General features: G+C 59.8%; 26 protein-coding genes. 6 read left to right on the top strand and 20 right to left on the bottom strand.

Annotated elements, in window-relative coordinates; all coding sequences use genetic code 11:
• Positions 1–29: 29 nt before the first annotated feature.
• The 18 genes from EPN96_00780 to rplU form a co-directional block, all read right to left on the bottom strand.
• Positions 30–1,787, bottom strand: coding sequence for a fatty acyl-AMP ligase (locus tag EPN96_00780; GenBank protein ID TAL18676.1), 1,758 nt, complete (start codon positions 1,785–1,787; stop codon positions 30–32).
• Positions 1,784–2,512 (bottom strand): 1-acyl-sn-glycerol-3-phosphate acyltransferase, encoded by a 729-nt coding sequence (locus tag EPN96_00775; GenBank protein ID TAL18675.1) that lies wholly within the window; start codon positions 2,510–2,512, stop codon positions 1,784–1,786. The genes EPN96_00780 and EPN96_00775 overlap by 4 nt, the downstream gene beginning before the upstream one ends.
• A complete protein-coding gene (locus tag EPN96_00770) occupies positions 2,509–3,381 on the bottom strand; it encodes a universal stress protein (protein ID TAL18674.1) in 873 nt (290 codons plus the stop codon). The genes EPN96_00775 and EPN96_00770 overlap by 4 nt, the downstream gene beginning before the upstream one ends.
• A 14-nt stretch (positions 3,382–3,395) precedes the next feature.
• On the bottom strand, positions 3,396–4,277 hold the full coding sequence (locus EPN96_00765; GenBank protein TAL18673.1) for a phosphoribosylaminoimidazolesuccinocarboxamide synthase: 882 nt from the start codon (positions 4,275–4,277) through the stop codon (positions 3,396–3,398).
• An 8-nt stretch (positions 4,278–4,285) separates the two neighbouring features.
• Positions 4,286–4,756: a transcription elongation factor GreA gene (gene greA / locus EPN96_00760; GenBank protein ID TAL18672.1), complete on the bottom strand. Its 471-nt coding sequence runs from the start codon at positions 4,754–4,756 to the stop codon at positions 4,286–4,288.
• A 208-nt stretch (positions 4,757–4,964) separates the two neighbouring features.
• Complete coding sequence (locus EPN96_00755; GenBank protein TAL18671.1) at positions 4,965–6,341, bottom strand: YchF/TatD family DNA exonuclease; 1,377 nt, start codon at positions 6,339–6,341, stop codon at positions 4,965–4,967.
• Complete coding sequence (metG, locus tag EPN96_00750) at positions 6,338–7,879, bottom strand: methionine--tRNA ligase (GenBank protein TAL18670.1); 1,542 nt, start codon at positions 7,877–7,879, stop codon at positions 6,338–6,340. The genes EPN96_00755 and metG overlap by 4 nt, the downstream gene beginning before the upstream one ends.
• Positions 7,872–8,984, bottom strand: coding sequence for a hypothetical protein (locus EPN96_00745; GenBank protein ID TAL18669.1), 1,113 nt, complete (start codon positions 8,982–8,984; stop codon positions 7,872–7,874). The genes metG and EPN96_00745 overlap by 8 nt, the downstream gene beginning before the upstream one ends.
• The gene (gene holB, locus EPN96_00740; protein ID TAL18668.1) at positions 8,966–9,895 is read right to left on the bottom strand and encodes a DNA polymerase III subunit delta'; all 930 of its coding nucleotides are present in this window, start codon (positions 9,893–9,895) and stop codon (positions 8,966–8,968) included. The genes EPN96_00745 and holB overlap by 19 nt, the downstream gene beginning before the upstream one ends.
• Positions 9,892–10,539 (bottom strand): dTMP kinase, encoded by a 648-nt coding sequence (tmk, locus tag EPN96_00735; GenBank protein ID TAL18667.1) that lies wholly within the window; start codon positions 10,537–10,539, stop codon positions 9,892–9,894. Before tmk ends, holB begins: the two co-directional genes overlap by 4 nt.
• Positions 10,532–11,566: an NAD(P)-dependent glycerol-3-phosphate dehydrogenase gene (locus EPN96_00730; protein TAL18666.1), complete on the bottom strand. Its 1,035-nt coding sequence runs from the start codon at positions 11,564–11,566 to the stop codon at positions 10,532–10,534. Before EPN96_00730 ends, tmk begins: the two co-directional genes overlap by 8 nt.
• Positions 11,563–11,958 (bottom strand): ribosome silencing factor, encoded by a 396-nt coding sequence (gene rsfS, locus EPN96_00725; protein ID TAL18665.1) that lies wholly within the window; start codon positions 11,956–11,958, stop codon positions 11,563–11,565. The genes EPN96_00730 and rsfS overlap by 4 nt, the downstream gene beginning before the upstream one ends.
• Positions 11,951–12,598: a nicotinate (nicotinamide) nucleotide adenylyltransferase gene (gene nadD / locus EPN96_00720; GenBank protein ID TAL18664.1), complete on the bottom strand. Its 648-nt coding sequence runs from the start codon at positions 12,596–12,598 to the stop codon at positions 11,951–11,953. The genes rsfS and nadD overlap by 8 nt, the downstream gene beginning before the upstream one ends.
• Positions 12,599–12,604: 6 nt before the next feature.
• Complete coding sequence (locus EPN96_00715; protein TAL18663.1) at positions 12,605–13,861, bottom strand: glutamate-5-semialdehyde dehydrogenase; 1,257 nt, start codon at positions 13,859–13,861, stop codon at positions 12,605–12,607.
• A 227-nt stretch (positions 13,862–14,088) separates the two neighbouring features.
• Entirely contained in the window at positions 14,089–15,216 is a 1,128-nt protein-coding gene (gene proB / locus EPN96_00710) for a glutamate 5-kinase (GenBank protein ID TAL18662.1), read from the bottom strand.
• The gene (gene obgE / locus EPN96_00705) at positions 15,213–16,229 is read right to left on the bottom strand and encodes a GTPase ObgE (protein ID TAL18661.1); all 1,017 of its coding nucleotides are present in this window, start codon (positions 16,227–16,229) and stop codon (positions 15,213–15,215) included. The genes proB and obgE overlap by 4 nt, the downstream gene beginning before the upstream one ends.
• 495 nt (positions 16,230–16,724) lie before the next feature.
• Positions 16,725–16,997, bottom strand: a complete 273-nt coding sequence (locus EPN96_00700) for a 50S ribosomal protein L27 (protein TAL18660.1) — start codon at positions 16,995–16,997, stop codon at positions 16,725–16,727.
• 13 nt (positions 16,998–17,010) lie between these two features.
• Positions 17,011–17,322 (bottom strand): 50S ribosomal protein L21, encoded by a 312-nt coding sequence (gene rplU, locus EPN96_00695; GenBank protein TAL18659.1) that lies wholly within the window; start codon positions 17,320–17,322, stop codon positions 17,011–17,013.
• 375 nt (positions 17,323–17,697) lie between these two features.
• Between rplU and EPN96_00690 the strand changes: the two genes are divergently transcribed.
• Positions 17,698–18,489, top strand: coding sequence for a hypothetical protein (locus tag EPN96_00690; GenBank protein TAL18658.1), 792 nt, complete (start codon positions 17,698–17,700; stop codon positions 18,487–18,489).
• Between the two features lie 76 nt (positions 18,490–18,565).
• On the top strand, positions 18,566–19,033 hold the full coding sequence (locus EPN96_00685) for a hypothetical protein (protein ID TAL18657.1): 468 nt from the start codon (positions 18,566–18,568) through the stop codon (positions 19,031–19,033).
• Between the two features lie 915 nt (positions 19,034–19,948).
• Here the strand turns inward: EPN96_00685 and EPN96_00680 are convergent.
• Positions 19,949–20,713: a cytochrome c gene (locus EPN96_00680; GenBank protein TAL18656.1), complete on the bottom strand. Its 765-nt coding sequence runs from the start codon at positions 20,711–20,713 to the stop codon at positions 19,949–19,951.
• Positions 20,714–20,943: 230 nt separating this feature from the next.
• On the opposite strand from EPN96_00680, the gene EPN96_00675 reads away from it, so the two are divergent.
• Genes EPN96_00675 through EPN96_00660 form a run of 4 tightly spaced genes read left to right on the top strand, consistent with a single transcriptional unit; the run spans position 20,944 to position 23,872 of the window.
• A complete protein-coding gene (locus tag EPN96_00675) occupies positions 20,944–21,873 on the top strand; it encodes an ATP-binding cassette domain-containing protein (GenBank protein TAL18655.1) in 930 nt (309 codons plus the stop codon).
• On the top strand, positions 21,873–22,646 hold the full coding sequence (locus EPN96_00670) for an ABC transporter permease (GenBank protein TAL18654.1): 774 nt from the start codon (positions 21,873–21,875) through the stop codon (positions 22,644–22,646). The genes EPN96_00675 and EPN96_00670 overlap by 1 nt, the downstream gene beginning before the upstream one ends.
• 3 nt (positions 22,647–22,649) lie before the next feature.
• On the top strand, positions 22,650–23,327 hold the full coding sequence (locus EPN96_00665) for an isoprenylcysteine carboxylmethyltransferase family protein (protein ID TAL18653.1): 678 nt from the start codon (positions 22,650–22,652) through the stop codon (positions 23,325–23,327).
• Positions 23,328–23,368: 41 nt separating this feature from the next.
• On the top strand, positions 23,369–23,872 hold the full coding sequence (locus tag EPN96_00660; protein TAL18652.1) for a peptidyl-prolyl cis-trans isomerase: 504 nt from the start codon (positions 23,369–23,371) through the stop codon (positions 23,870–23,872).
• 60 nt (positions 23,873–23,932) lie between these two features.
• Here the strand turns inward: EPN96_00660 and EPN96_00655 are convergent, their stop codons facing one another.
• Entirely contained in the window at positions 23,933–24,253 is a 321-nt protein-coding gene (locus EPN96_00655; protein ID TAL18651.1) for a BON domain-containing protein, read from the bottom strand.
• Positions 24,254–24,259: the final 6 nt, after the last annotated feature.

The following is a 24,259-nucleotide window of genomic DNA, read 5'->3' as shown; positions in this document are numbered from 1 at the left end:
TCAAAAAGCGTGCAACGATGATTATCCCTTTATCCCTTGATGCGCGAAAAGAAATCCTTCAGAGCGGCAAGGAGGTAGCTCGCAAAGGGCAGGTTCCCCCGCTTTCCCTCGCGCCCGGCGAGCTTTCCTTCCTCGTACCAGTTCTTCAGCATGAAGCGCTGAATCTTTCCGGAGGAGGTTTTTGGAATCGTATGGGGGGCGACGAGGACGACCCTGTCGGGGCGGCAGCCGGTGGCGTTTACGATGGATGTTCTTATCTCCTCCTCCATTCCCTCGCGGGGACGGGCGGTTTCGGCGACAACCACAATCTCCTCGACGCCCCTTTTCGTTTCCCTGGTCGAAAAGACAGCCACCCCTCCCGGCCGGAGACCCTCAACGGCTGCTGCGGCTTCGAGGTCCTCGGCGAAGTAGTTCCTTCCCGCCCTTATGACCAGATCCTTCAGCCGCCCGCAGATGTAGAGGTCGCCGCCGAGGACAAAGCCCAGGTCTCCGGTGTGGAGCCTGCCTCCCGCAAGGGCTTTCCCGGTAGCTTCGGGGTTTTCAAAGTACCCCGCCATCACCGAGGGGCCTTTTACACAAATCTCGCCCCTCCTCCCTTCCGGCAGAGCTTCTCCCAACTCGTTCACTATGCTCACCTCAACCGTGGGAAGGGGCTTGCCCACCGAGACCAGAACCCTCGCCAGAGTTCCTTCGGCGGCTTTGACCGCCCTCCCCTCCCCGTCGAGCAGGGCGCGGTCGAAGCCGAGGATTCCGGCTCCCTCGCCGGGGCCGGAGAAGGTCACCGCCAGGGTGTTTTCCGCAAGCCCGTAGGCGGGCAGGAAGGACTTTGGGGAAAGCCCGTAATCCTTGAATCTGCCGGTAAAGGCGCGCACCGTTTCGGGGTTTATGGGCTCCGCGCCGCAAAGGGCTACGCGCAGGGAGGAGAGGTCGATCCCCTCGATTTCGGAGTCGCGCACCTTTCTCGCGGCGAGGCTGTAGGCGAAGTTGGGAGCGGCGGTCACCGTGGCGCGGTTTTCAAAGATCATCCGCAGCCACCTCGCCGGACGGCGCAGGAAATCCATCGGAGAGGCGCAGTAGAGGGGAAGCCCCCAGTAGAGGGGGGCTATCGCCATCCCTATGAGTCCCATGTCGTGATAGAGGGGAAGCCAGCTTACCCCCGCGTCCTCTTCGCCGAGGCCGAGGACCGAGCCTACGGCGCGGATGTTGGCGAGAAGGTTAGAGTGGGTGAGGGCGACACCCTTCTGGACCCCCGTGGAGCCGGAGGTGAACTGCAAAAGACCCAGCGAGGAACCGTCGAAGGCTGACGGGATAAAGGGGGGTCCTTTCCGAAGCTCCTCCGGCGAGGCCAGAATCAGCGTCCCGCCCGCCTCGACGGGGCCACGGGCGATGGGCAGCATCAACTCTTCGGTGACAAGGATTTTGGCCCTCGTCACCGCCGCGAGCTTTTTCAGATTCTCCTCGTAATCGCCGAGGAGGTTGAGCCTGACCGGCGGGTAGAGGGGAACCGGGACGGCTCCAAGCAGAAGAGCGCCGAAGAAGGTCTCGAAAAAGCCGATGGAGGTGGGAAGGATTATTAAAACCCGGTCTCCGTGAAGAATTCCCCTCCCGGCAAGGGAACCCGCCGCGCGCGCGGCCTTTTCGTAGAATTCGCCGAAGGTGAAGGACTCTCTGGCGCTGTCCTTCTCGTAGAGGGTGAGCCAGCGCTTGTCCCCTGAGAGGTTCGCCCTCATTGTGAGCACGTCGGCCAGGGTTTTCGCTCCTGCCGGACCACCCGCCGCGGTCTTCATTCCGCCGCCCCGCTGTAGAGTTCGCTCACTGCCTTGTGGGCCAGGAACGCCAGTTCCTTGCGGTTTTGCTCCCTGCCGGGGACTATGGGGTCGCCGAAGCGAAGCTCCACTAAAATCTCTCCCGCGCCGAGGACCTTTTTAAGGAGGTGCTCGAACATCGACCCCTCGCCCCAGCGCCAGACCGAGGGATCGGCGGGCCTGAGGTATTTTATCGCCAGCGGAACCACCGGACCTTGGGCTCTGACCACCGCCTCGAAGAGCATGGGCAGGAAGGGCGCAATCTTATCTCCGTCGCCGCGTATTCCCCCCTCGGCGAAGACCAGAGCGCTCTCTTTCCCGGCCAGTATACCGGCGACCTTCATGAGAGTCTGCTGCGAGCGGCGAGCCGAGGTGCGGTCTATGAAGACGACTCTTCCCGTACGGGCGACAAGCCCCGCGAGCAGCCAGCGGGAGACCTCCTCCTTGGCTATAAATCTGCCCGGAAGGACTGAGCCCGCCACGATGGGGTCGAAGTAACTGAGGTGGTTCATTGCTACGAAGGAGCCGGGGGCGGGGATTTCGCCCCTGACTCGCACCCGTATCCGGAAAATCCGAAGGGCGAGGGCGCACCAGTTGCGGGTGGCGAAATGGCGTCCGCCGAGGGCGGTAAAGAGGGCTACCAGGGGCAAAAGAGCGACGAGCGCCGTTAACCCCGCCGCCCACCGGAGCCCCCGGAGGAAGATCACGGCAGTCCGGAGGTTTTCTGCCCGCGAGGCGAGCAGACCAACACGTCGCAGGGAGCCTTGTTGGCGGCTGATCTGGCCACCGAGCCGAGAAAGAGTTCGGTCAGCTCGGTGGTGGCGTGGCTGCTGACGACGAGCAGATCCGCGCCGAGGGTCTGGGCCTCTTCGAGGAGCTTCTTTTTCGGGTCGCCCGCCGATACCGCCACGGCCGCGCCGGGAAGGTTGAGGGCGGCCGCCCACTCGGCGAGTTTCTTTCGCCTCTCGGCGAGGAGGTTGTCTATGTTGGTGAAGAGGTGGTGGAAGCGCCCGGTGGAGACTATGTTGAGCACGGTGTAGTTCGCGTCCGGCTCGCAGATTTTCTGCATGGCCGCCGCGAGGACCGCCGGAGCCTCGTCTGAGATGTCCGCGCCGAGGAGCACCTTGCGGTAGCCGTGCTTCGGGGGTTTTCTCACGATGAGAACCGGCGTGGTCGAACTTCTGAGCACCCTGCCGAGGGTAGCGGCGACGGAGCCGCCGCCCGGATGGGGCCCGCCGACGACTATGTAGGGAGCCCTGCAACGCCTCGCCGTCTCTATTATCTTCTGCGCCGCCTGCCCCTCCTCGACGGAGCCGTGGATGTCTATTCCTTCCGCCGAAGCGCCGGAGAGCAGAGCCGCGAAATCACGCTCGGTCTCGCTACGCGCCTCGTCCACCATCTTCTTGAGGGCGGGAAGCAAAGGCCCCTTCTCCTCTTCGCCCAGAAGGCTCTCCGAGACGTGAAGGAGCCGGACTCCGCAGCCGAGCTTTCGGGCGATCCTTATCGCCGTGGATAAGACCGCCGGAGATATCTCGGAAAGATCGACCGCAGCAACCACCCTCGAAAGATGAGTCATCTGCCTTCTCCGTCTCAGGGTGAGATGAGGATATCGAGAATCTCCGCGTAGCGCCGTGACGCCTCGGCGACGACCTCGGGGGGAAGCGCGGGGCCGGGATCGGTCTTGTCCCAGTCGAGCCCCTCCAGATAATCGCGTATGTACTGTTTGTCGAGGGAATCCTGCGCCTCGCCGACCCTGTAGGAAGCCGCGCGCCAGAAGCGGGAGGAGTCGGGAGTCATGACCTCGTCTATAAGTATCAGCTCGCCGTCCAGAAGGCCGAACTCCATCTTGGTGTCGGCGATGATTATTCCCCGCGAGAGGGCGTACTCGGCGCCGCGCTTGTAGACGGCGATGGCCGCGTCGCGAACCTTTTCGGCCAGTTCCCTGCCGATAATCTCCACGGTCCTCTCGAAGGTGATGTTCTCGTCGTGGAGGCCGATTTCGGCCTTCGTGGAGGGGGTGAAGATCGGCTCGGGAAGCTGCTGGGACTCTTTCAGCCCGGCGGGCAGAGGCATGCCGCAGACTGTGCCGGATTTAGCGTATTCTTTCCACCCCGACCCCGAGAGGTAGCCGCGGACGATGCACTCGACGGGAAGGGTTTTGGCCTTTTTCACCAGCATCGAGCGGCCCCGCAGAATGTCGGCGTACTTTCTCGCCTCTTCCGGGTATTTCGCGGGGTCGGCGGTGATTACGTGGTTTTTTATTATGTCCGAGGTCTTGTGAAACCAGAAGAGGGAGAGGTTGTTGAGCACCTCGCCCTTTCCCGGAATCGGCGTCGGCAAAATCACGTCGAAGGCGGAGAGCCTGTCGGTGGTTACTATCAAAAGGCTCTCGCCAAGGTCGTAGATGTCGCGCACCTTGCCCCTGGAGACCATTTTTAGTCCGGGAAAATCGGTATTGAAGACAGTCGCCATGCGTATCCCTAGTCCCCTATCTCAAGAATTTCATATTCCTTCACGTTCCCCGGCGCGTTGACCACGATGTCGTCGTCCAGAGTCTTGCCGATCAGCGCACGCGCTATGGGGGAGGTCACCGACAAAAGCCCCTTGTGGATATCGGCCTCGAAGGGGCCGACTATCCGGTATACCGAGACGTCTCCGGTGTCGAGGTCTTCGAGCTTGACCCTGCAGCCGAAAAGGACCTTGGTCTTCGGCCCCGGCGTGTAGTCGACGATCTCGGAACTCGCGAGCTTTGTCTCGATGTCGCGTATCTTGGCCTCGATTATACCCTGCTTTTCGCGGGCCGCATGGTACTCGGCATTCTCGGAGAGGTCTCCGTGGGAACGGGCCTCCTTTATCTCCTGAATCACAAAGGGACGCTCCGCCCTCTTGAGCCTGTCGAGTTCCTCGCGAAGCCGTTGAAAACCTTCTCGGGTAATCGGGGTTCTTTCCATTTTGGTCGAATCCTCCATTGGGAGATGCACTGGTCTGTTCAATCCCGGCGCTGAAAAAACTTCGGAAGTTGTTTATAAAACGTCGCGAGAAGCCCCGGTTACAAGGAGACGCGGAGCGAGACGCGAGACAGTATGCGGCAATACGGCGAGCGGAGAGCGAGCACGCGACGCAGTAAATGGGGCTCGCAGCAGTTTTTCAAACAACTTCCTAACCTACTTCGTTGTAGGGCCGCTCGCGGAACTTCACACCCGTTTTCGCAGCTACTTTCGCGCAAAGCGCGATATCCACTCCGGGCAGGGCGACCGCGGTCGCCGTCACGTCCTTTATCTTTTCGGCGCTCTTTTTCAGAAAATCAAGAAGCGAAGGATACGCGCCCCTTAGCGCCGGGCGGCATATCCTCTCGTACTGCTCCTCGTCGGGGGCGTTGAGGCTGACGCTCAGGGCGTCCACGGCTCCCGCCAGCTCCCCTGTCACGTCCCTGCCGTGATAGAGGTTGGCGAGGCCGTCGGTATTTACCCGTATCTTCCTCACGCCGAGCTTTTTAAGCTCCCAAGAGATTTTAATCACCTCGTCGAGCCTCGTGAGCGGCTCGCCGAAGCCGCAAAAGACTATCTCCGCCCACTTACCCGGCCCCCCGCGCTCCTGCACCGCCTGCAAAACCTCTTCAACCGAGGGCTCGCGGGTGAGGGTGAGATCGTGGCCCTTTACCGTGGCCGAGCGGTGCTTGGGGCAAAAGACGCAGGCATTGGTGCATCTGGCCGTTATGTTGAGATAGAGCGAATCCCGTATCGGATACGCTATCTCGGGGGCCGCCGCCTCTCCCACTCCGAAAAGCTCCCGGCTGGCCGCCGTCGTGATCCGCGAAACATCCTCAAGGGTCAGCCCCTTCAGCTCGGCCACCTTGCGGGCGGTATGAATTATGTTCGCGGGCTCGTTTTTCTTTCCCCGGAGCGGCTGCGGCGAGAGAAAGGGGCAGTCGGTTTCGAGGAGGAGCTTCTCGACGGGGACGCTTTTCACCACCTCCCGGAGAAGCCCGTTCGAGGGGTAGGTGACGGTGCCGGGTATGGAGATGTAAAACCCCAGCGCCAGAACCTCTCTGGCGAAGTCTACCCCCCCTGAAAAGCAGTGCAACACCCCCCGAAGCCCCCGCCGGGCCTCCTCTTTCAAGACTTCCAGAGTCTCGGCGTGCGCCTCCCTGTCGTGTACGACGAGGGGAAGTCCGATTTCACGCGCCCGCGCAGCCTGCGCCCTGAACCACTTTTTCTGCGTTTCGCGCGGCGAGTGATCGCGGAAAAAATCCAGCCCGGTCTCGCCCCAGCCAACGACCCTTTCACTCTTCGCGAGGGTTGAGAGGTCGTCCAGCGTCGCCTCGGTCATCGCTACGGTGTCGTGCGGGTGGACGCCGGCCACGGCCCAGACGTCGTTCTCCCTCTGGGCGAGGGCGACCGCCTTCCGGGAATCGGGAAGGTCCACGCCGACGGTGATGAAAGCACCGACGCCCGCCTCCCTGCCCCGTCTCAGCACTCCGTCTACATCCTCCACGAGCCCCTTGTAGGTGAGGTGCGCGTGGGTATCTACGATCACGTAAGCTCTATCCTCGGAAAGAGGGCTTCTCCCTTGCGGACCTTGAGGCCGCCGGGCAGCCCTCCCCAGTGCTCTATCTCGCTGAGCTGCCCTTCCGAGGCGGCTCTGCCGAGGCCGAGCCTCGCCCAGATCTCGTCGCCGGTTTTGGGCATGAAGGGGAAGACAAGAAGGCCGATGGCGCGGAGGGACTCGCACATGTTGTAGAGCACCTCGTCGAGCCTCTTCGCCTTTTCCGGGTCCTTCGCCAGCGCCCATGGGCCGGTGGTGTCCACGTACTTGTTTACCAGCCGCACGAAACCCCAGACGGCGAGGAGCGCCTTGTGAAAGGCCAGTTCGTCCATCGAGGAGCGCATCTCGGCAAGGGCGCTTTTCAGCGTTTCGACAAGCTCGACGTCCTCCGGCGCGGTCCCGCAGCCGCCGAGTTCCGGCACCACCCCGCCGCGATACTTGTCCACCATAGAGAGGACGCGGGAGACGAGGTTGCCGAGGTCGTTGGCGAGATCGGAGTTGATGCGGTGGACAAGCGCCTCGCGGCTGAAATCGCCGTCGAGGCCGAAGGGAACCTCCCGGAGGACGAAATAGCGTATCGCGTCCACGCCGTACTCGTCGGCCATCGCGCCGGGATCGACGACGTTGCCGAGGGACTTGCTCATCTTCTTGCCCTCGACTGTCCACCAGCCGTGGGCGAAGACCTTCTTCGGCAGAGGAATCCCCGCGCTCATGAGAAAGGTCGGCCAGTAGACGGTGTGGAAGCGCAGGATGTCCTTGCCGACGACGTGCACGTCGGCGGGCCAGAACTTCGCATAGTCGCCGCCCTCGTCGGGATATCCCACCCCGGTGAGGTAGTTGGTCAGGGCGTCGAACCAGACGTAGATAACGTGCTTCGGGTCGCCGGGAACGGGAATGCCCCAGGAGAAGGTCGTCCTCGATATCGAGAGGTCGCGAAGCCCCTCCTTGACGAAGGAGACTATCTCGTTTCTCCGGCTCACCGGCTGGATGAAATCGGGGTTTCTCTCGATGTGCTGGAGGAGCTTTTCTCCGTATTTGGACATGCGGAAAAAGTAGCTGGGCTCGGAGAGCTTCTGGGTGGGTCTGCCGCAGTCGGGGCAGGTCCCCTCGATGAGCTGGGTCTCGGGCCAGAAGGCCTCGCAGGGGGTGCAGTACCAGTCCTCGTACTCGCCGAGGTAGATATCGCCCTTCTCCTTCACCCGGAGGAAAAGCTCGCTCACCGCCTTCTTGTGGTCCTCCTCGGTGGTGCGGACGAAGCGGTCGTTGGTGATGCCGAGCTTCTCCCACAGCGACTTGAAGCGGACCACGACGCGGTTGGCCAACTCTATCGGCGTCTCCCCGCGCTCGTCGGCGGATTTTTCGACCTTCTGGCCGTGCTCGTCGGTGCCGGTGAGAAAAAAGACCTCGAACCCCTCGGAGCGCTTGAAGCGGGCCAGCGCGTCGCACGCCACGGTGGTGTAGGCGTGGCCTATGTGGGGCACGTCGTTGACGTAGTAGATAGGCGTCGTGACGTAAAAACTCTTAGTCATTTTTATTCTCCCGCGCGCCGGGCGGCCTTCTTCTGCGCCTGCGCCGTTTGCCCTTGCCGTGACCTCCCGGCGGCGCGGCCGCGGATTCCGGCTCCGCCCCCTCCTCTGCCGGTGGATTTTGCGTTTTTTGGGGCTCGCCCCTCTCGGGCTGGCGGGAAGGTTCCCGCCTCGGCTGGGTTTCAGCCCTCGGAGCGGGAGCGGGCGGAGCCGGAGCGGGCTGCACTTTCCCGGCCTCCGTTTCCTCGCCCTCGTCGTGGTCGTCGCCCGAGTCGTCGGCGCCGGGGACGCCGCCCTGGCTCAGCTTGAATTTCTTGTACTGCTCAAGGTCCACCTCGGTCTCGCCGTGTTCGCCGTAGATGACGAAGTTTCCGTCAAGCGCGTTGCGGCGTATGACCTTGCCCTCGCCCTTTTGCGTCATCACCTTCTTTCCCACCTTCGGCATGCCCCGGCTGAGGTCCTCGTACATCTGGTGCTCGTAGGAAAGGCAGCAAAGAAGCCTGCCGCAGATGCCGGATATCTTGGCGGGGTTGAGGGCGATGTTCTGGCTCTTGGCCATGCGCACGCTTATCGGGGCGAAATCGGTGAGCCACTGGGCGCAGCAAAGCTCCTTGCCGCAGCAGCCGACGCCGCCGATTATCTTTGCCTCGTCGCGCACGCCGACCTGGCGCATCTCGATGCGGGTGTGAAAGAGCCTCGCGAGGTCGCGGACAAGCTCGCGGAAGTCCACGCGGCCCTCCGAGGCGAAGTAGAAGATCATCTTCGAGCGGTCGAAGAGGGATTCCACGGTGAGGAGCTTCATGGGAAGCTCTTTTTCGCGGATAAGGGTCTGGCAGTGCCGGAAGGCGTCCTTTTCGATGCGGACGTTCTCCTCCTCCCGCGCTATCTCCTCGGGACCGGCCAGCCGAAGGACCTTCTTCAGAGGCTGGGGGGGCGTTCCGGTAAGCTCTCTTGGCCCGGTTACGACCTTGCCGAGGGCGAGCCCCCTCTCGGTCTCCACGATTATCCGGTCCCCGGACGAACATTCCGCCTCGGGTGCTTCAAAGGTATATACCTTGCCGGCGCGCCGGAAGCGCACTCCAACGGTTTTCAAATCGTCACTTCCCATCCCTCTTTACCCGCCATTAAAAAGAGGGCGTCGAGGGCAAGCTGCAAGTTTGCGTTTCTGTCAATGAGGGCTCTTACGGCGAAGAGGCGCTCAAGAGATTGAAGGGCGTTTTCATCCGTTTTGGCCCTGGCGTGTAGATTTCTTTCAAGGCAGTCGAGGCGAAGGCCGAGGTTCTCCTTGTCCTTCGACCACTTTTCAGAGGTTTCAAGGCGCTCGATGGGAGTCATCCTTTCGAGGTTTCCGGCCACAACTTCGGCCTCCTCGTCGAGTTTGACCAGCGTCTCCGGGTCTTCCGCCAAAGCGGCCCCCGGCGACCCTCCCGAGAGCGCCGCCATTCTCTTCGCCGCCTCCGGCTTTATCCCGCGTTCTGACAATAAGGCTTCCACGGCCCCCTCGGGGAGAGGGTCGAAGCGGAGCGGCTGGCAGCGCGATACCAGCGTCGGGATGAGCTGGCTTCGGTGGTGGGCCAGCAAAAAGAGGAAGGTTTCCTCGGGCGGCTCCTCGACGGTCTTCAAAAGAGCGTTGGCCCCTTCCCTGCTCATCCGGAATACGTCGCGGATTATAACAATCTTGCGGCCCCTTTCAAAGGCTTGATAGGAAAGGGCCTCAAGGAGCTTTCGCACCTCGTCCACGGAGATCGCCTTTTCCCCCGGAGCCAGGAGGTGGAGGTCGGGGTGGCTTCCCGCCTCGATTTTCCTGCAGCCGTCGCACCGGCCGCAGAAAGCTGCGTTTTTCATCGCGCCGGGGTCCCGGCAGAGGAGCACCTTGGCCGCCGCGCGCGCGGTAAGCTCTTTGCCTATGCCGTCCGGCCCCCAGAAGAGGTAGGCGTGGGGAACGCGCCCCGACCGGAGCGCCCTCTCCAGCACCCTCTTCGGGCGCTCGTGGCCGGTGATTCCTTCAAAACCGCTCATTTTTCGCCGCCGAAGAGGTCGGAGACGCCGAGCCAGACCTTTTTTGCGACCTCCTCGACCGAGCCGCGGCAGTCCACGCGCCTGCACCGCTCAGGATTCCGGAGGCAGATCTCCGCGTAGCCGCTCCTCACCCGGAGGTGAAAATCGAGAGCCTCCTCCTCGAAACGAAGCTCCCCGGTGCCCCTGCCGTTCTCCCGCTCCAGCGACCGCCGAAGGCCGATCTCGGGGTCGAGATCGAACCAGAGGGTCCGGTGGGGCTTAAGGCCGCCGGTGGCGAGCTCGTTCAGGGTGTTTATCACTCCGAGGTCGATGCCCCTGCCGTACCCCTGATAGGCCAGAGTGGCGTCGGTGAAGCGGTCGCAGAGGACTACCTTCCCTGCATCGAGCGCGGGGCTTATCACCTTTTCGACGTGGTGGGCGCGGTCGGCGGCGTAAAGGAAGAGTTCGGCGCGGGAAGAGGGAGGGTCGTCCGTGCGCCCCACCAGGGCCTTGCGGATGTATTTACCCAGCTCGGTTCCCCCGGGCTCGCGTGTGAGGACCACCTTTTGGCCCAGCGACCGCAGCCTTTCGGCCAGAAGCAGGGACTGGGAGGTCTTGCCGCCGCCCTCCCCGCCCTCGAAGGTTATGAAAAGTCCTTCAGACATCTTCCCCGGCCTTCTCAAGGTCCCAGAACTCCCGGCGCATCGGCCTTCCCATCAGTTCCTCGACGGCGGCCCTCGGGCATTTCTCTTCGTGGAGAACCTCCCAGACCTTGCGCACTATCGGCATCTCCACTTCGAGCTTTTCGGCGAGGGCTTTGGCGGAATCGCAGGTCTTAATGCCCTCCGCTACCGAACGCATCGAGCCGAGTATCTCGGGAAGGCATTCCCCCTGCCCGAGGCGCATCCCCACCATCCGGTTGCGGGAAAGGTCGCCGGTGCAGGTGAGAACGAGGTCGCCGAGCCCCGAAAGGCCTAGGAAGGTAAGGGGGTCCGCGCCCATCTTCGCGCCGAGCCTCCCCATCTCCGCCACGCCCCTCGTGATGAGGGCGGCCCTGCTGTTGTAGCCGAAGCCGAGGCCGTCGACTATGCCGGAGGCGAGGGCGATGACGTTCTTGAGCGAGCCGCCGAGTTCGACGCCGACCACGTCGGTGAGGGTGTAAACGCGGAAGAAGGGCCCCGAGAGCGCCCTCTGGAGTTTGTCGGAGAGCTCCGGGTCCTTGCAGGCGAGGCTGAGCGCGGTCGGCATGCCGAGGGCGGATTCCCTCGCGAAGGAGGGTCCCGAAAGGGCGGCGATGCGCGGCGAATATTCCTGGCCGAGAACGTCTTCCAGCACCTCGTTCATCAGCATCAGCGTCCCCACCTCTATGCCCTTGGAGGCGCTTACAATGGGAGCGCCATCCGGCATGAAAGGCTTCGCCTTTTCCATTACGGAGCGCACCGCCTGAGAGGGGCTGACGCTCACCACTATCCCGGCCCCCTTGAGCGCCCATTCGAGGTCGGTGGAAGCGACCACGCCGGGGTGAATCGGCACCGAGGGGAGGTACTGCCGGTTCTCGTGAAAAGTATTCAGGGAATCGGCAACCTCGGCCTCATAGGACCAGAGGCGGACCTCGTTTCCCGAGACGGTCAGAACCTGCGCGAGCGCGGTTCCCCACGCCCCCGCCCCGATTACGGCTACCCTGCACTTCATTCCTCTTCCTTCCCTGCAAGCGGTCTGGGCTTTAGATACCCGGCGGGTATTGTAACCCTCTGCGCGTCCGACCAGAGCCCTTCGAGGTCGAAGACCTTCCTAGACTCCTCGTAAAAGACGTGGACGATGAACGAGCCGAAATCCAGAAGCGCCCACTTGCCCTCGCGAAGCCCCTCCGAGCCGACGAGTTTCACTCCCTTTTCTTTCATTTCGGAGCGGATCGCCTCGGCGATCGACTTTACCCTGCGGTCGGAAGAGCCGCTTATGAAGATGAAGTAATCCGCGTAGCTGGTCAGATTCGACACGTCCAGCACCACGGGTTCCGAGCCCCTCTTTTCGATGGCGGCCCTTACGCTCTCAAATACGTTTTCCAGAATGGTCTTGTCAGCCATTATCCTCTCCGGTGCCGGAGCCCTGGCGTCCCTCGATGAGGGCGCGGACGCCCTCGGGGACCAGATAGCGGACCGAACGTCCTTCCGCCAGCGCCTGCCGGATTAATGTAGACGATATATCAAGGGGTGTAACGGGAATAAAGCGTATCTCCCTGCCCGAAAGATGGCGGTAGCCGGTGGGGAGGGGTTCAAAATCGCCCGCGAAGGCGGGAGGCGGCGGCGGGCAGGCGTTCCACGGGGGCCTTCCCATTACCGCAATGTCGGTAAGGCTGAAAATTTCCCTCGCGCTCTTCCAGGTATCCATCTCCACGAAGGCGTCGGCCCCGACGATGAACCAGAGGCGCGCCGGGGCAAGATTCCCGCCGAGAATCGCCCTGAGGGTGTCCACCGAGTAGCTCGGCCCCTCGCGCCGAAGCTCGATCTCCGAGACCTCGAAGCGAGGGTTGTCGGCTATCGCCGCCCGCACCAGACCGAGCCGCCTTTTTGCGTCGGAGACGGTATCGGGAACCTTGTGCGGCGGGGTCTTGGCGGGCACGAAAATTACGGAGTCGAGGCAAAGCGCCTCGCGCACCTCCTCGGCCGCCCGAAGGTGGGCGAGGTGGATGGGATTGAACGTCCCGCCGAAGAGGCCGACCTTCAAGGGATGCTACTCCCTTACCTGCCCCTGGCCGTAGACGATGAACTTGGTCGTGGTGAGGTCTTCGGCCCCCATCGGCCCGTAACTGTGAATCTTTGTCGTCGAGATGCCCACCTCAGCGCCGAGGCCGAACTCGTAGCCGTCCGAAAAGCGCGTCGAGGCGTTGACCATCACCGTGGAGGAGCCCACCTCCTCCAGAAACCGCTGGGAATTGGCGTAATCGGAGGTGATTATCGACTCGGTGTGAAGGCTCGACCAGCGGTCGATGTGCTCTATCGCCTCGTCCAGAGAGTCTACGACCCGGACGGAGAGGATAAGATCCACGTACTCGGTGTCCCAGTCCTTCTCGGTCGCGGGAACGGCGTCGGGAACTATCGCCAGGGTGCGCCTGCACCCCCGTATCTCGACTCTCTTCTCCCTGAGCTTTCCTATGATGTGGGGAAGGAAGGTGCGGCTGAGGCCGGAGTGGACGAGGAGGGTCTCCACGGCGTTGCAGACGCCGGGGCGCTGGGTCTTGGCGTTTATCACTATTTTTTCCGCCATGTCGAGGTCGGCGGAGAAATCCACGAAGATGTGGCAGACCCCCTTGTAGTGTTTTATCACCGGGATTCTGGAGTTTTCCGAGACGAAGCGGATGAGCCCTTCTCCGCCCCTCGGGATGATGAGGTCTATGTAGTCTTCGAGCTTTAAAAGCTCGACCATCGCCTCGCGCTCCACCGTCCGGACGACCTGAATCGCCCCCTCGGGTATTCCGGCTTCGGCGGCGGCGCGGCAGAGGACTTCGGAGATGGCGCGGTTGGAGTTGATCGCCTCCTTGCCTCCGCGCAGGATAACCGCGTTGCCGGATTTCAGGCAGAGGGCGGCGGCGTCGGCGGTGACGTTGGGCCTCGCCTCGTAGATTATCCCGATAACGCCGAGGGGAATCCGCTTCTTGCCGATAAGGAGGCCGTTGGGGCGCTTCCACATCCTGGTCACCTCGCCAACCGGGTCGGGCTGGGCGGCGACCTCGCAAAGTCCCTTCGCCATCTGGTCGATCGTCTTGTCAGAGAGGGTGAGCCTGTCCACCATCGCCGGGGCCAGGCCGGATTCCTTCGCGGCGGCCAGATCGAGGCGGTTCGCCGCCTTGAGTTCCTCTCGCGCCGCCAAAATGGCGTCCGCCATGGCAATCAGGGCCTTTTCTTTCTGCAAGGACCCCATCCGGGCGAGCTTTCTCCCGGCTTCGCGGGCAACTTTCGCCATTTCCAGCATATCGTCTTTAAGAGCCATTACAACTCCTTTAGATTATCAGTTCAGCCAACAAAACAGACTTTGAAAACGTCGCGAGAAGAGTTCTCCATGCTTTCGGATCAAAATTTACTACACATTCTTACGGCAACTATTTCGGCGAAGGGCAAGGAGTCCGCAGGGCGCGCGGTCGAAGGCAGTATCGTGAATACGCCAAGACCCGCGCCCGAGAAACGACGCAGCCATTCGCCGAAAGAGGAAGCCGGGACTCAGCCGAGCACCACGAGATCGTCGCGGTGGACGACCTCATCACTGTAATACTTGTCACCAAGTCTTTCAACGCTCTCGGTCGTGGAAAGTCCCGCGATTTTGCGTATCTCCGAGGAGGAGTACCGCGTCAGCCCCTTCGCCACGACTTCGCCGTTTTCGTTGGCTATGGATACTCCGTCATTTCTGGAGAATTCCCCGCTGACGGCCACGATTCCCTTCGGCAGGAGGGACTTTTTCTTCACCGTTATCGCGCTCGCGGCCCCGGTATCTATTACGATGGCGCCCTTGGTCTCGACAGTGTAGGCGATCCAGTGTTTCTTGCGGTTGAGGCAGGACTGGCCGGGGATAAAGAGGGTTCCGATGTTTTCGCCGGAGAAAATCTTTCTGAGGACGCCCCGAATCTTGCCCGAGGCGATTACCGCGTAAGCCCCGGCGTGCTGGGCGCGCATGGCGGCGGAGAGCTTGGTGGACATCCCGCCGGTTCCCACCTTGGACTTCGATTTTCCCGCAAGCCCGAGTATCTCGCCGTCTATCGCTTCAACGCAGGGGACGAGCTTCGCGTCGGGAAACTCCTTCGGATCCTTGTCGTAGAGCCCCTCCACGTCGGAGAGGATTACGAGGCAGTCCGCCTCGACGAGGTTGGCGACGAGAGAGGAGAGGTTGTCGTTGTCGCCGAATTTTATCTCCTTGACCACCACGGTGTCGTTTTCGTTTATCACCGGGACGACGCCGCGCGAAAAAAGCTCGGTCAGGGTGTTGGAGGCGTTCTCGTGGCGGGAGCGGTTGCGAAGGTCCTCGCCGGTGAGGAGAACCTGCCCCACCACCATGCCCCTTTCGCCGAAGACCTCGCGGTAGGTCCACATAAGGTCTAACTGGCCGACCGCCGCGAGAGCCTGCTTTTCGGGAATGGTCGCCGTGCGCTCGGAAAAACCAAGCCTCCCGCGCCCCGCAGCGACCGCGCCGGAGGTGACTATAACGACCTGCTTCCCCTGCTCCTTCAGCCACTTCACGTCGTCGGCGAGCTGCTCGAAAACCTCGCGGCGAAGGTTGTGGTTCTCGTCGGTGAGCACCTGGCTCCCGAGCTTTACGACTATCCTCTTTAGGGTCTGCGGCAGGGCGGCGCTCATCCGGCCTCCTCTTCGCGAAGTTTCATGACCAGCTCGCCGGTCATGTTGACCAGTTCCGCAAGCCCGTCTCCGGTGACGGCGGAGATCGCCCAGAGCTCCTTCACCCCCGCCTCTTCGGCGAAGCGCTTCCGAAGCTCGGGCAGGCCTTCGCGCACCTCGGTGACGTCGGTCTTGGTTATGACCACCCGCTCCGGCTTTACGGAAAGCTCCTCGCTGAAATTAACCAGCTCGCGCCGCAGGGTGAGGTACTTTTCCACCGGGTCATGGCCGTCGGAGGCGTCGACGAGGTGAAGCAGAAACCTCGTCCGCTCTACGTGCTTCAAAAACCGAAGGCCGAGCCCCACGCCTTCGCTTGCCCCCTCGATAATCCCCGGAATGTCGGCGACCACGAAAGAGCTTTCCCGGAAGGGGACGACGCCGAGGTTGGGGATGAGGGTGGTGAAGGGGTAATCGGCGATCTTGGGGCGGGCGGCGCTGATGCGGGAGATGAGGGTGGACTTGCCGGCGTTGGGAAAGCCCAGAAGCCCCACGTCGGCCATCAGCTTCAGCTCAAGCCTCACCTTCACCTCTACGCCGGGTAGACCCGGCTGGGCGTAGACGGGCACGCGGTTGGTGGAGGTGGCGAACTTCGAGTTCCCCCGGCCTCCCTTGCCCCCTTCGAGGAGTACGTAAGGCTCGCCCGGTTTCGTGATGTCGGACATCAACTCGCCGGTCGCCGCGTCGAAGACCATAGTCCCGACGGGGACGCGGATAATTACGTCCTCTCCCATCTTGCCGTTTTTATTGGTGGACATCCCCGCCTCGCCGTCGCTGGCGCGGATCATCTTCTTCTGGCGAAAATCCAGCAGGCTCTGCATGCCCGAATCGCCCAGAAGGACCACCGAGCCGCCGTCGCCGCCGTCGCCGCCGTCGGGCCCCCCTCTCGGGACGAACTTCTCCCTGCGGAAGGAGACGGCTCCCCGGCCTCCTTTTCCGGAGCCAAGAAGTAATTCGACCTCGTCAACAAACCTCATACGGCTTCCTCTTTCGGCGAAATGGCCGCGTCGCTACTCGGGCGCGCTCCTCGCCGTATAAACGATACTGTCTCGTCGCGCCCCCTGCGGGCTCCTTGCCCTTCGCCGAAACAGTTTGCCGTAGCACGGCGACTTGGCATTGAGAATATCATTATAAAGGCTTAGCCCTTTCATGTCGTCAAAAAGATAAGAATTTACCGGCGCGGTTTTTTGTTCCCGGCGAGAATCCCGCAGCGAAAGGCGATATAAAACCTTGCTTTTCATTTGGCTTTGGATTTTTTCGTCAGGCGAGGCGCCGCCGAGCAAGGACGCGAAGACAGTATCGTTTATACGGCGAGCGTCCGGCGCAGGCGGCAACGCTGCATGGCGGAAAAAGCCGAAGACAAAACAACCGGGGGCGGAAAGGATGTGCCGAACTTCAAGACGCAAAAAGGCCCGGCGGGCGCAAACCCGTCCGGGCCGATAAATTTTGCCTTGGACCCTCGGGAAAGCGCCTTAAGCGGCGGTCTCCGGGAGAGGGGTCACGTTTACGTAGGTGCGCCTGTCGCGGCCCTTGGTCTCGTACTGCACCACTCCGTCCACGAGGGAGAAGATGGTGAAATCGGTGCCGAGGCCCACGTTCTTGCCGGGGATTATCTTCGTGCCGAGCTGGCGCACGATGATGTTGCCCGCGAGAACCGCTTCGCCGCCGAAGCGCTTGACGCCGCGCCTCTGACCGGCTGAGTCGCGTCCGTTTCTTGAACTGCCGCCTGCTTTTTTATGAGCCATGAGATATTCTCCCTTACGCCTCTATGGAGTCCACTTTGATGCCGGTATAGTACTGGCGGTGGCCCGTCTTCTTTCTGAAACCCTTGCGGCGCTTCATCTTGAAAACGATAATCTTCTTCAAACGGTCCTGCTCGACGATGGTGCCGGTGACCTTGGCCCCCGCGACCACGGGCGCGCCGATCTTGAGATCGCCGTCCCGGGAAACGAGAAGAACGTCGTCGAAGACCACCTTTTCGCCTACTTCGCCGGAAAGCTTTTCCGCCTTGAAAAAATCGCCTTCGGAGACGACGAACTGCTTTCCGCCGGTGCGTACTACTGCGTACATGACAAATCCTCCAAAAACCCCGCGCGCGGGGGTGCTGTCTGTGAAGAGCGAGGAATATATTAGATAGCCCGCCCGCTGTCAAGGGACTATCTTTTCCATCGCCGTCAAAAGAGAAGACGCCCGAAGGACAACGCCCGTCATGCCGCCCGATTCGCCGCCGCCTGCTCAAATTCCACCCCTGCGGCCAACCATTACTATAGAACTATAGAAAAATCCTCTTTGGAAGAGTATGAAGGTTAGAGTGACTGTGAATTTCAGGAGGGGAGATTCACGGGGCGCTGGCCTGGATTTACCCGAAGGGATGGCGGACGAATGAGCATGTTTAAATTTGTTGGGTATCGCTTCGTTCCTCCCAACCCACGGACTGAGTGAGCGTTGGCTTTGAAAGACATGAATCCTATAACGAGAAAAATCTTGCGTTTGTCTGCGGGCTTGATTTTGTCAATGTCACTGACTTGCACGCTAGCTGCGAGTAATTCTAATCATTATGAAGGAGAATATAAGAATTTATCTATTGGAGATTATTTGCGAGAAGATTACGTAAATACTCTAAAGGCGGAGCTTTCTGCTTCTAAAGCTGCGGAAAACACTAAATGCAAAGAAGGAATACAAGACTCTGACTATTTAGCATATTGTAATTGCAGAATGCTTATAATTAATAAAAAGACAAGTGAAAAAGCATATTTGTACGTATCTGATTTTAATGATGCGGCCGGTGACACTGTTATATATTCTGATGGCAAAATAGCTGAGCAGAGTGCTGTTTACGGAAATGAAAAAATCAATGTCGTGGATAACAATTCTGTGCCAGTACATTTTGCCATAATAAATTCTAGGGAATTGTATTATGGGCGAAAAGGATTTGAGCCTTTTAAGTATATATTTGTTGATGGTGCCATTAAGTATGTTACTAATATTATATTCTGCGGCAACTATATTGACACTATGGGAAGAACATACGAATTTAAAAATAATGGGACTGCTTATTGGCTAAATGATAATTACAATTATCAAACTTCTTTTATCGAAGATATGGTGTATCTCTGGAAAGAAAACCATTTTGAAGCTGCGAAAAAATATTATTATAATCGAAGCGAGAAAAATTTAGATATTTATTCTGATAATTTAAAAAAGAACTTAGTTGTATCATTAACAAAAATTGATTAACTCGGTTGTACAAGCCGTGTAGCCGGGTGGATTTGGTATCGCTTTGCTCCACCCAACCCACATACTGGGAATTAAAATGAACGGTAAAATCTGTCTAGAATGGTGGAGTTGGCGGAGGATACGAGTCCATTTTGATATAGGCAAAAGGGCCTTCAACCTTTCTATTTGGCCATGCAATCACATGAAAAAAGGATGGGCTTGGAAATATCAGGGTATATGGTATGCGCTTCATATCTCTGAAAAAGACCACCTGGTTTTACATGCTGGCAGCAAGTTTTGGGATATCAGAGAGGCTATCCATCTGTCTGTTGTCAGGGCGAACTCGCATCGCATATTCAAAATTGAAACATCTTCGGAAGCATTTAAAGTCCAATACCGCTCACCCTCTGACCGTCTCTGGAACCGTATCGATGTATCCTATGACGGTTTAGACGAAGAATTTGATGACTTTTTTGTGATGGTGACAAGAGTTTGGGAGAACCCAACTTTGATGCAGTCGTTAACTAATTCATGGTCCGGCAAGCCGGGTAGCAACTGTGTTTAGCCGCGGTCGGTTTGAGCAAAGCTAAAAACCGGCAAACATCAATGTAATTATATAGTTGCGGGGCTATCCGCCCCGCGCCCGGACCCCATCTTCTTTTAGCGCCAAAAGAAGATGGGGGAGAAGAAAGGCGCGCCCCCTTTCCGCCAAGGCGCTCGTTCGTCGCTCGGCGAGCGCGCAAATCGCCACGGGCTCATGGCGCGCTCGGAACACCCTCGCTCCCTCACTCGCTGGCGCCGGAGGGCGTGGGGACGAAAAGGAGGCTCGAACAAAAGCGAAATCTTTTTGAGCTTTTGTTCTCGAAGGTAGATTTTCTGCACATATCTCAAATAGCTATAAAACAAATTACCTTCGAGCACACGAGATCAAATAATCTTTCTCGTGTGCGAGCCATCCTTTCGTCCTCCCCGTGGCCCGTAGGTGACGCAGGGAGCGGAGGCGGAAAGGGCGGCGGGGGGGTCTTAGTGAGCGTAGCGAACGAGTGCCCCAGGCGTTACCATCGGCCGGGGAGGCGTCGTCACAGAGTGCCGCGATTCGCCCGAGCCGCTAGAAGCGAAGAGCCCGAATAGCTTGCCTCTCTTCGGGCGATGAGCAACAACGCGGCTCGGGATGAAGCGTGGCACGAATGCAGCATCCCTGGCCGATGGTAACGCAATGCCCCGCCGCAGCGACCGGTCGCTCGTAGAGCGAGCGTCTCCTCCCGGGCCGATTTCTTGGGTACTTCTTTCTAAAAGAAGTACCAAGGGGTGTGGGGCAGAGCCCCACAACTATAGAATTACATTAATGTTTTGTCGGATTTTCGCTTCGCTCAATCACGCCCTACACACTAAAAAAATCCGGCCCCCTGCTTTGGGCGAGGGGCCGGAGTAGTTTACCTTAACGGCGGCGCTCTTCAGGGCGCAGGCCGGTAATTATTTATCAGTTCTCGTTCATGTAGGCGGTCATGGCGGCGATCTCTTCCGCCGTCATTACAAACCCCTTGTGACCGGCGACGCCGGGGGTCGGGAACCTGGTCCCCATCATGTTTCCCATTCCGGAAAGGTCGGGGGCGCTTCCTGTCATGTCCATCGAGCCGAGCAGGTGGCAGCCCGAACAGTCAGCGGTGTAGAGGCTGGCCCCGTCGGCGGCGGGCGGGGGATTGCCGGCGGGAATGTAGTTGGGGTCGGGGTTCATCCCCATGGAGCCGGACATCATCGAGCCGCCGGGGTTTCGTATCGACATCTTCTGCTGGTTCGTCAGCATCCGGTCTTCCATCGTGCTGCCGCTGAGCCTCTTGTTGTCGCCGTGACAGTTGTAACAGTACTGGTCGTAAAGCATCGTCGCCCCGGTCATCGTCCACTCGTGGGCGTGAGGTGTGCCGGAAAGCGGGTCGGAAGAGGTTGTGACCACCGTCATGCCGTTGTTCATGTCTATCATCTGTTCGGCGGTAAAGGCGACTACGTGAGAATGGCCGTCAACCTCGTCCGAGCGGTACTGGTAGACGGTATCGGCCGGATCGGCCGTCACGTCGGTAAAGGGAACGGTCACGGCATGCTGGTGGTTGAGGGTGACTTCGGAAGCCAGCACAGACCCGTCTACAGTGGCGGTAGAGCCCCCGGAGCCGCCGGAACCGCCTGTTCCGCAAGCCGTGAGGGTGAGCGCGAAGAGGGCCGCGAGGGCAGAACTGAGCAGGTATTTTTTCATCGGATTTCCTTCGGAATTTCCCACTATGTGAGCGCTTCATCGGGATGACGAAGCATGGTTAAAGAAAACTTAACTGCTTTTTAGATGTCCGTCCGAGAAAAAAGATACAGCCGGTATGCTTCAGAAATATTTTTCTCTAGCGGCCTGGTGGGGGAAAGGGCACAGGCGGGTGGGTCGAAGCGATACCTTCCCTCCTCCCCTTCCTCCCCGCTTTGGTGTAAACTCCCCTGATGGAAGAAAAAACGGCGAACGGACCGGCTCTGGAAGCCAGGGACCTTGTTAAGGATTACGGCGGCTTTCGCGCCGTGGACGGTCTGACCTTCAGCGTGAACCGCGGGGAGTGCTACGGCATCCTCGGGCCGAACGGGGCGGGCAAGACCACCACCGTGCGGATGATCTACGGCTACATGAAGCCTACCGCCGGGTCGCTTCGCGTCCTCGGGATCGACGTAATTGAGGACAGGCGGGCGGTGGCGGCGAGGGTGGGGGTCTGCCAGCAGGAGAACAACCTCGACCCCGACCTTACGATTCTCGAAAACCTCCTCATCTTCGCCAGCTACTTCGACATCCCCCGGAAAGAGGCAATAAAACGCGCCGAGGAGCTTTTGTACTTCATCGCCCTCGAAAAACGGCAGAACGACCGCGTCCCCTCCCTCTCGGGCGGCATGATGCGAAGGCTGGTAATGGCCCGCTCGCTCATAAACACCCCCGACCTTCTCATCCTCGACGAGCCTACCACCGGCCTCGACCCGCAGTCCCGCCACCAGATCTGGGACAGGCTCCGCGAGCTGAAGGCGCGGGGGATTACGATTCTGCTCACCACCCACTACATGGACGAGGCGGAGCGGATCTGCGACAGGCTGATTATAGTCGATTCGGGAAAGCTGCTGGTGGAGGGGGCTCCCAAAGACCTGATTTTGAAGCACGCGGGCAGGCAGGTCGTAGAGGTGGCGGAGCCCGACGACGCACTACGGGAATTCGTCCGGGCAGAAAAGCTTATGGCGGACGACCTCGGCCACCGGATGATTATCTACGGCAGCGACGGCGACACCGCCTTTCATAAGATAGTCGAGAATTACTGCACCGGCGGGTGCAGCCTGCGCCTCTCGACGCTTGAGGACGTTTTCCTGCGGCTGACGGGAAGGGAGCTGCGGGACTGATGGATATCTCAAGAAGGCTCTGGCGCGTCTGGCAGAGAAATTTCGCCGTCTACAAGCGGACCTGGCTGATAAGCTTCCTGCCGAATCTCTTCGAGCCCGCCTTTTACCTGCTGGCCTTCGGCCTCGGGCTCGGCGCGATGGTGGGCGCGGTGACCTACCGGTCCGAATCGGTCTCCTACGTCCGCTTCATCGCTCCCGGCATAGTGGCGATAGCCGTGATGCAGAACTCCTTTTTCGAGAACACCTACGCCTCTTTCGTCCGCATGTACTACCAGAAGACCTTCGACGCGATGCTGGCGACCCCGCTCTCTCTGGGCGACGTAATCGCCGGGGAAATTTTCTGGGGTGCGACCAAATCGCTGATGGCGGGGGTGGCGATGACGGCGGTCCTTCTGCCCTTCGGCCTTGTGAGCGTCGAGGGCGCTCTCCTCATCATACCGGTCTCGATACTGGGTGGAATCGCCTTCGGCTCGATAGGGATGTTCTTCACCGGGATAACGCCGACGATAGACGTCTTCAACCTCCCGGTCTTTCTCTTCATCACTCCGATGTTCCTCTTTGGCGGCACCTTCTTCCCCCTCGAAAACCTGCCTCCGTGGGCCGCGAAAATAGCTTACGTACTTCCCCTCACCCATCTGGTGGAACTGGTGCGCGGCCCCTTCCTCGGGAAGGTAGAGTCCAGGCTCATTTTCAGCGTTATTTACCTTCTCCTCTTCTCGGCCCTTCTCTTCCCCCTCGCGATCCACAAGATGCGAAAAAGGCTGATAAAGTAAAAAATGGGAGAAAAGACGCCGGACAAGGAATTCTGCTTCGACCCCTTCGGCTGGGCGGGGTGTCTCATCGGCGAAAAATCGCTGCACAACCTGATCCGCGTCTTCATGGCGCTGGTATGCCTCGGTTTCGCCGCTTTCCGCCTCCGGGAGTACGGGGACTACATCTTCAAGCCTCTCTGGTTCGCCGAGTCCTTTCTTTTTATAGTCCTCGCGCTCTCCTACGCGAAGAGGGAGCCGCCCGTAGACCGCGCGAGGGGAGTGAAGAGGATTATCGTCCCGCTCATAGGCGGCCTTATGCCCTTCGCGCTGCTGCTCAGCCCTCCGAACCCGGCGATATGGCAAAGGGAATGGGCGTCTCTGGCGGTTTTGGGGTTCATGACTGTCTCCACAGCCTTCACCGTCTGGGGGATGTGGACGCTGGGCTCCTCCTTCTCCATCACCGTCGAGGCCAGAAACCCCGTCTTTCGCGGCCCGTACCGGTACGTGCGCCACCCGATCTACCTCGGCGAGATATTGTCCGCCGCCGGTGTGGCGATCTGGCGCTTCTCCGTCCTCTCCGCCGCCGTCCTCGTCCTCTTCGCCGCAGTGCAGCTCTACCGTTCGCGCAGGGAGGAGGAGGTTTTGGCGGCGGCTTTTCCGGAGTATAAAAAAGTTTTGGAGAAGTCTTGCTGGCTCTGGTAAAAGGCCGGGAATAGAAAATCAAATTCCACAAGGAGATAGAAATGGCAAACCCCAAGGTTCTGATCAAGACAAACTTCGGCGACATAACCGTCGAGCTGGACGAAAAGGCCGCGCCGAAGACGGTTGACAACTTCCTCACCTACGTCCTCGACGGCTTTTTCAACGGCACTATTTTTCACCGCGTCATCCCCGGCTTCATGATTCAGGGCGGCGGCTTCACCGCCGATTTCGTCCAGAAACCCACCCGCGCCCCGATAAAGAACGAGGCCGCCAACGGCCTTCTCAACAAAAAGGGCACCATCGCGATGGCGAGGACAAGCGACGTGGACAGCGCCACCGCGCAGTTCTTCATCAACACCGCCGACAACGCTTTTTTAAACCACAAGCGCAAGACCACCGACGAATACGGCTACTGCGTCTTCGGCTGGGTGACGGAGGGAATGGACGTTGTAGGGAAGATCGAGAAGGTCGCCACCACTCAGAAGGGTATGCACTCCGACGTGCCCGCCAATCCGGTGATAATCGAATCGATAGAGCCCGTGTAATAGAAAAAGGGGGCGGCCCGGAGAAGGCCGTCCCCTTTGTGTTTTTCTGATGCGGCAAGTCTACTGCGGTTTTATGAGCAGGCTGTTTTTGACTTTCTTTACGCCGGGAACCTTTTCGGCGATGCCGATAGCCTCGTCTACCTGCTCCTGAGTGTTCACGAAGCCGCTGAGCTGTACCACTCCCTTGTAGGTTTCCACGCTTATCTGGTAGAGACTGATCAGCTTGTCGCCGGCGATCTCGGCCTTTATCTTGGCCGTTATCACCGAATCGTCAACGAATTCGCCGGTGCTTTCCTGAGTCTGGGTAGACGCGCACCCGGCGATGAAGAGGGGGAAAACGAAACAAAAAACCATGAAGAGGCAAAAGGCGATCTTTCTCATTTTTTT

It is taken from the genome of bacterium (assembly GCA_004322275.1).
Classification (GTDB): domain Bacteria; phylum Desulfobacterota; class Deferrisomatia; order Deferrisomatales; family BM512; genus SCTA01.
Note: the sequence above shows the minus strand (reverse complement) of the source record. Positions and strands in the feature narration are given on the sequence as shown.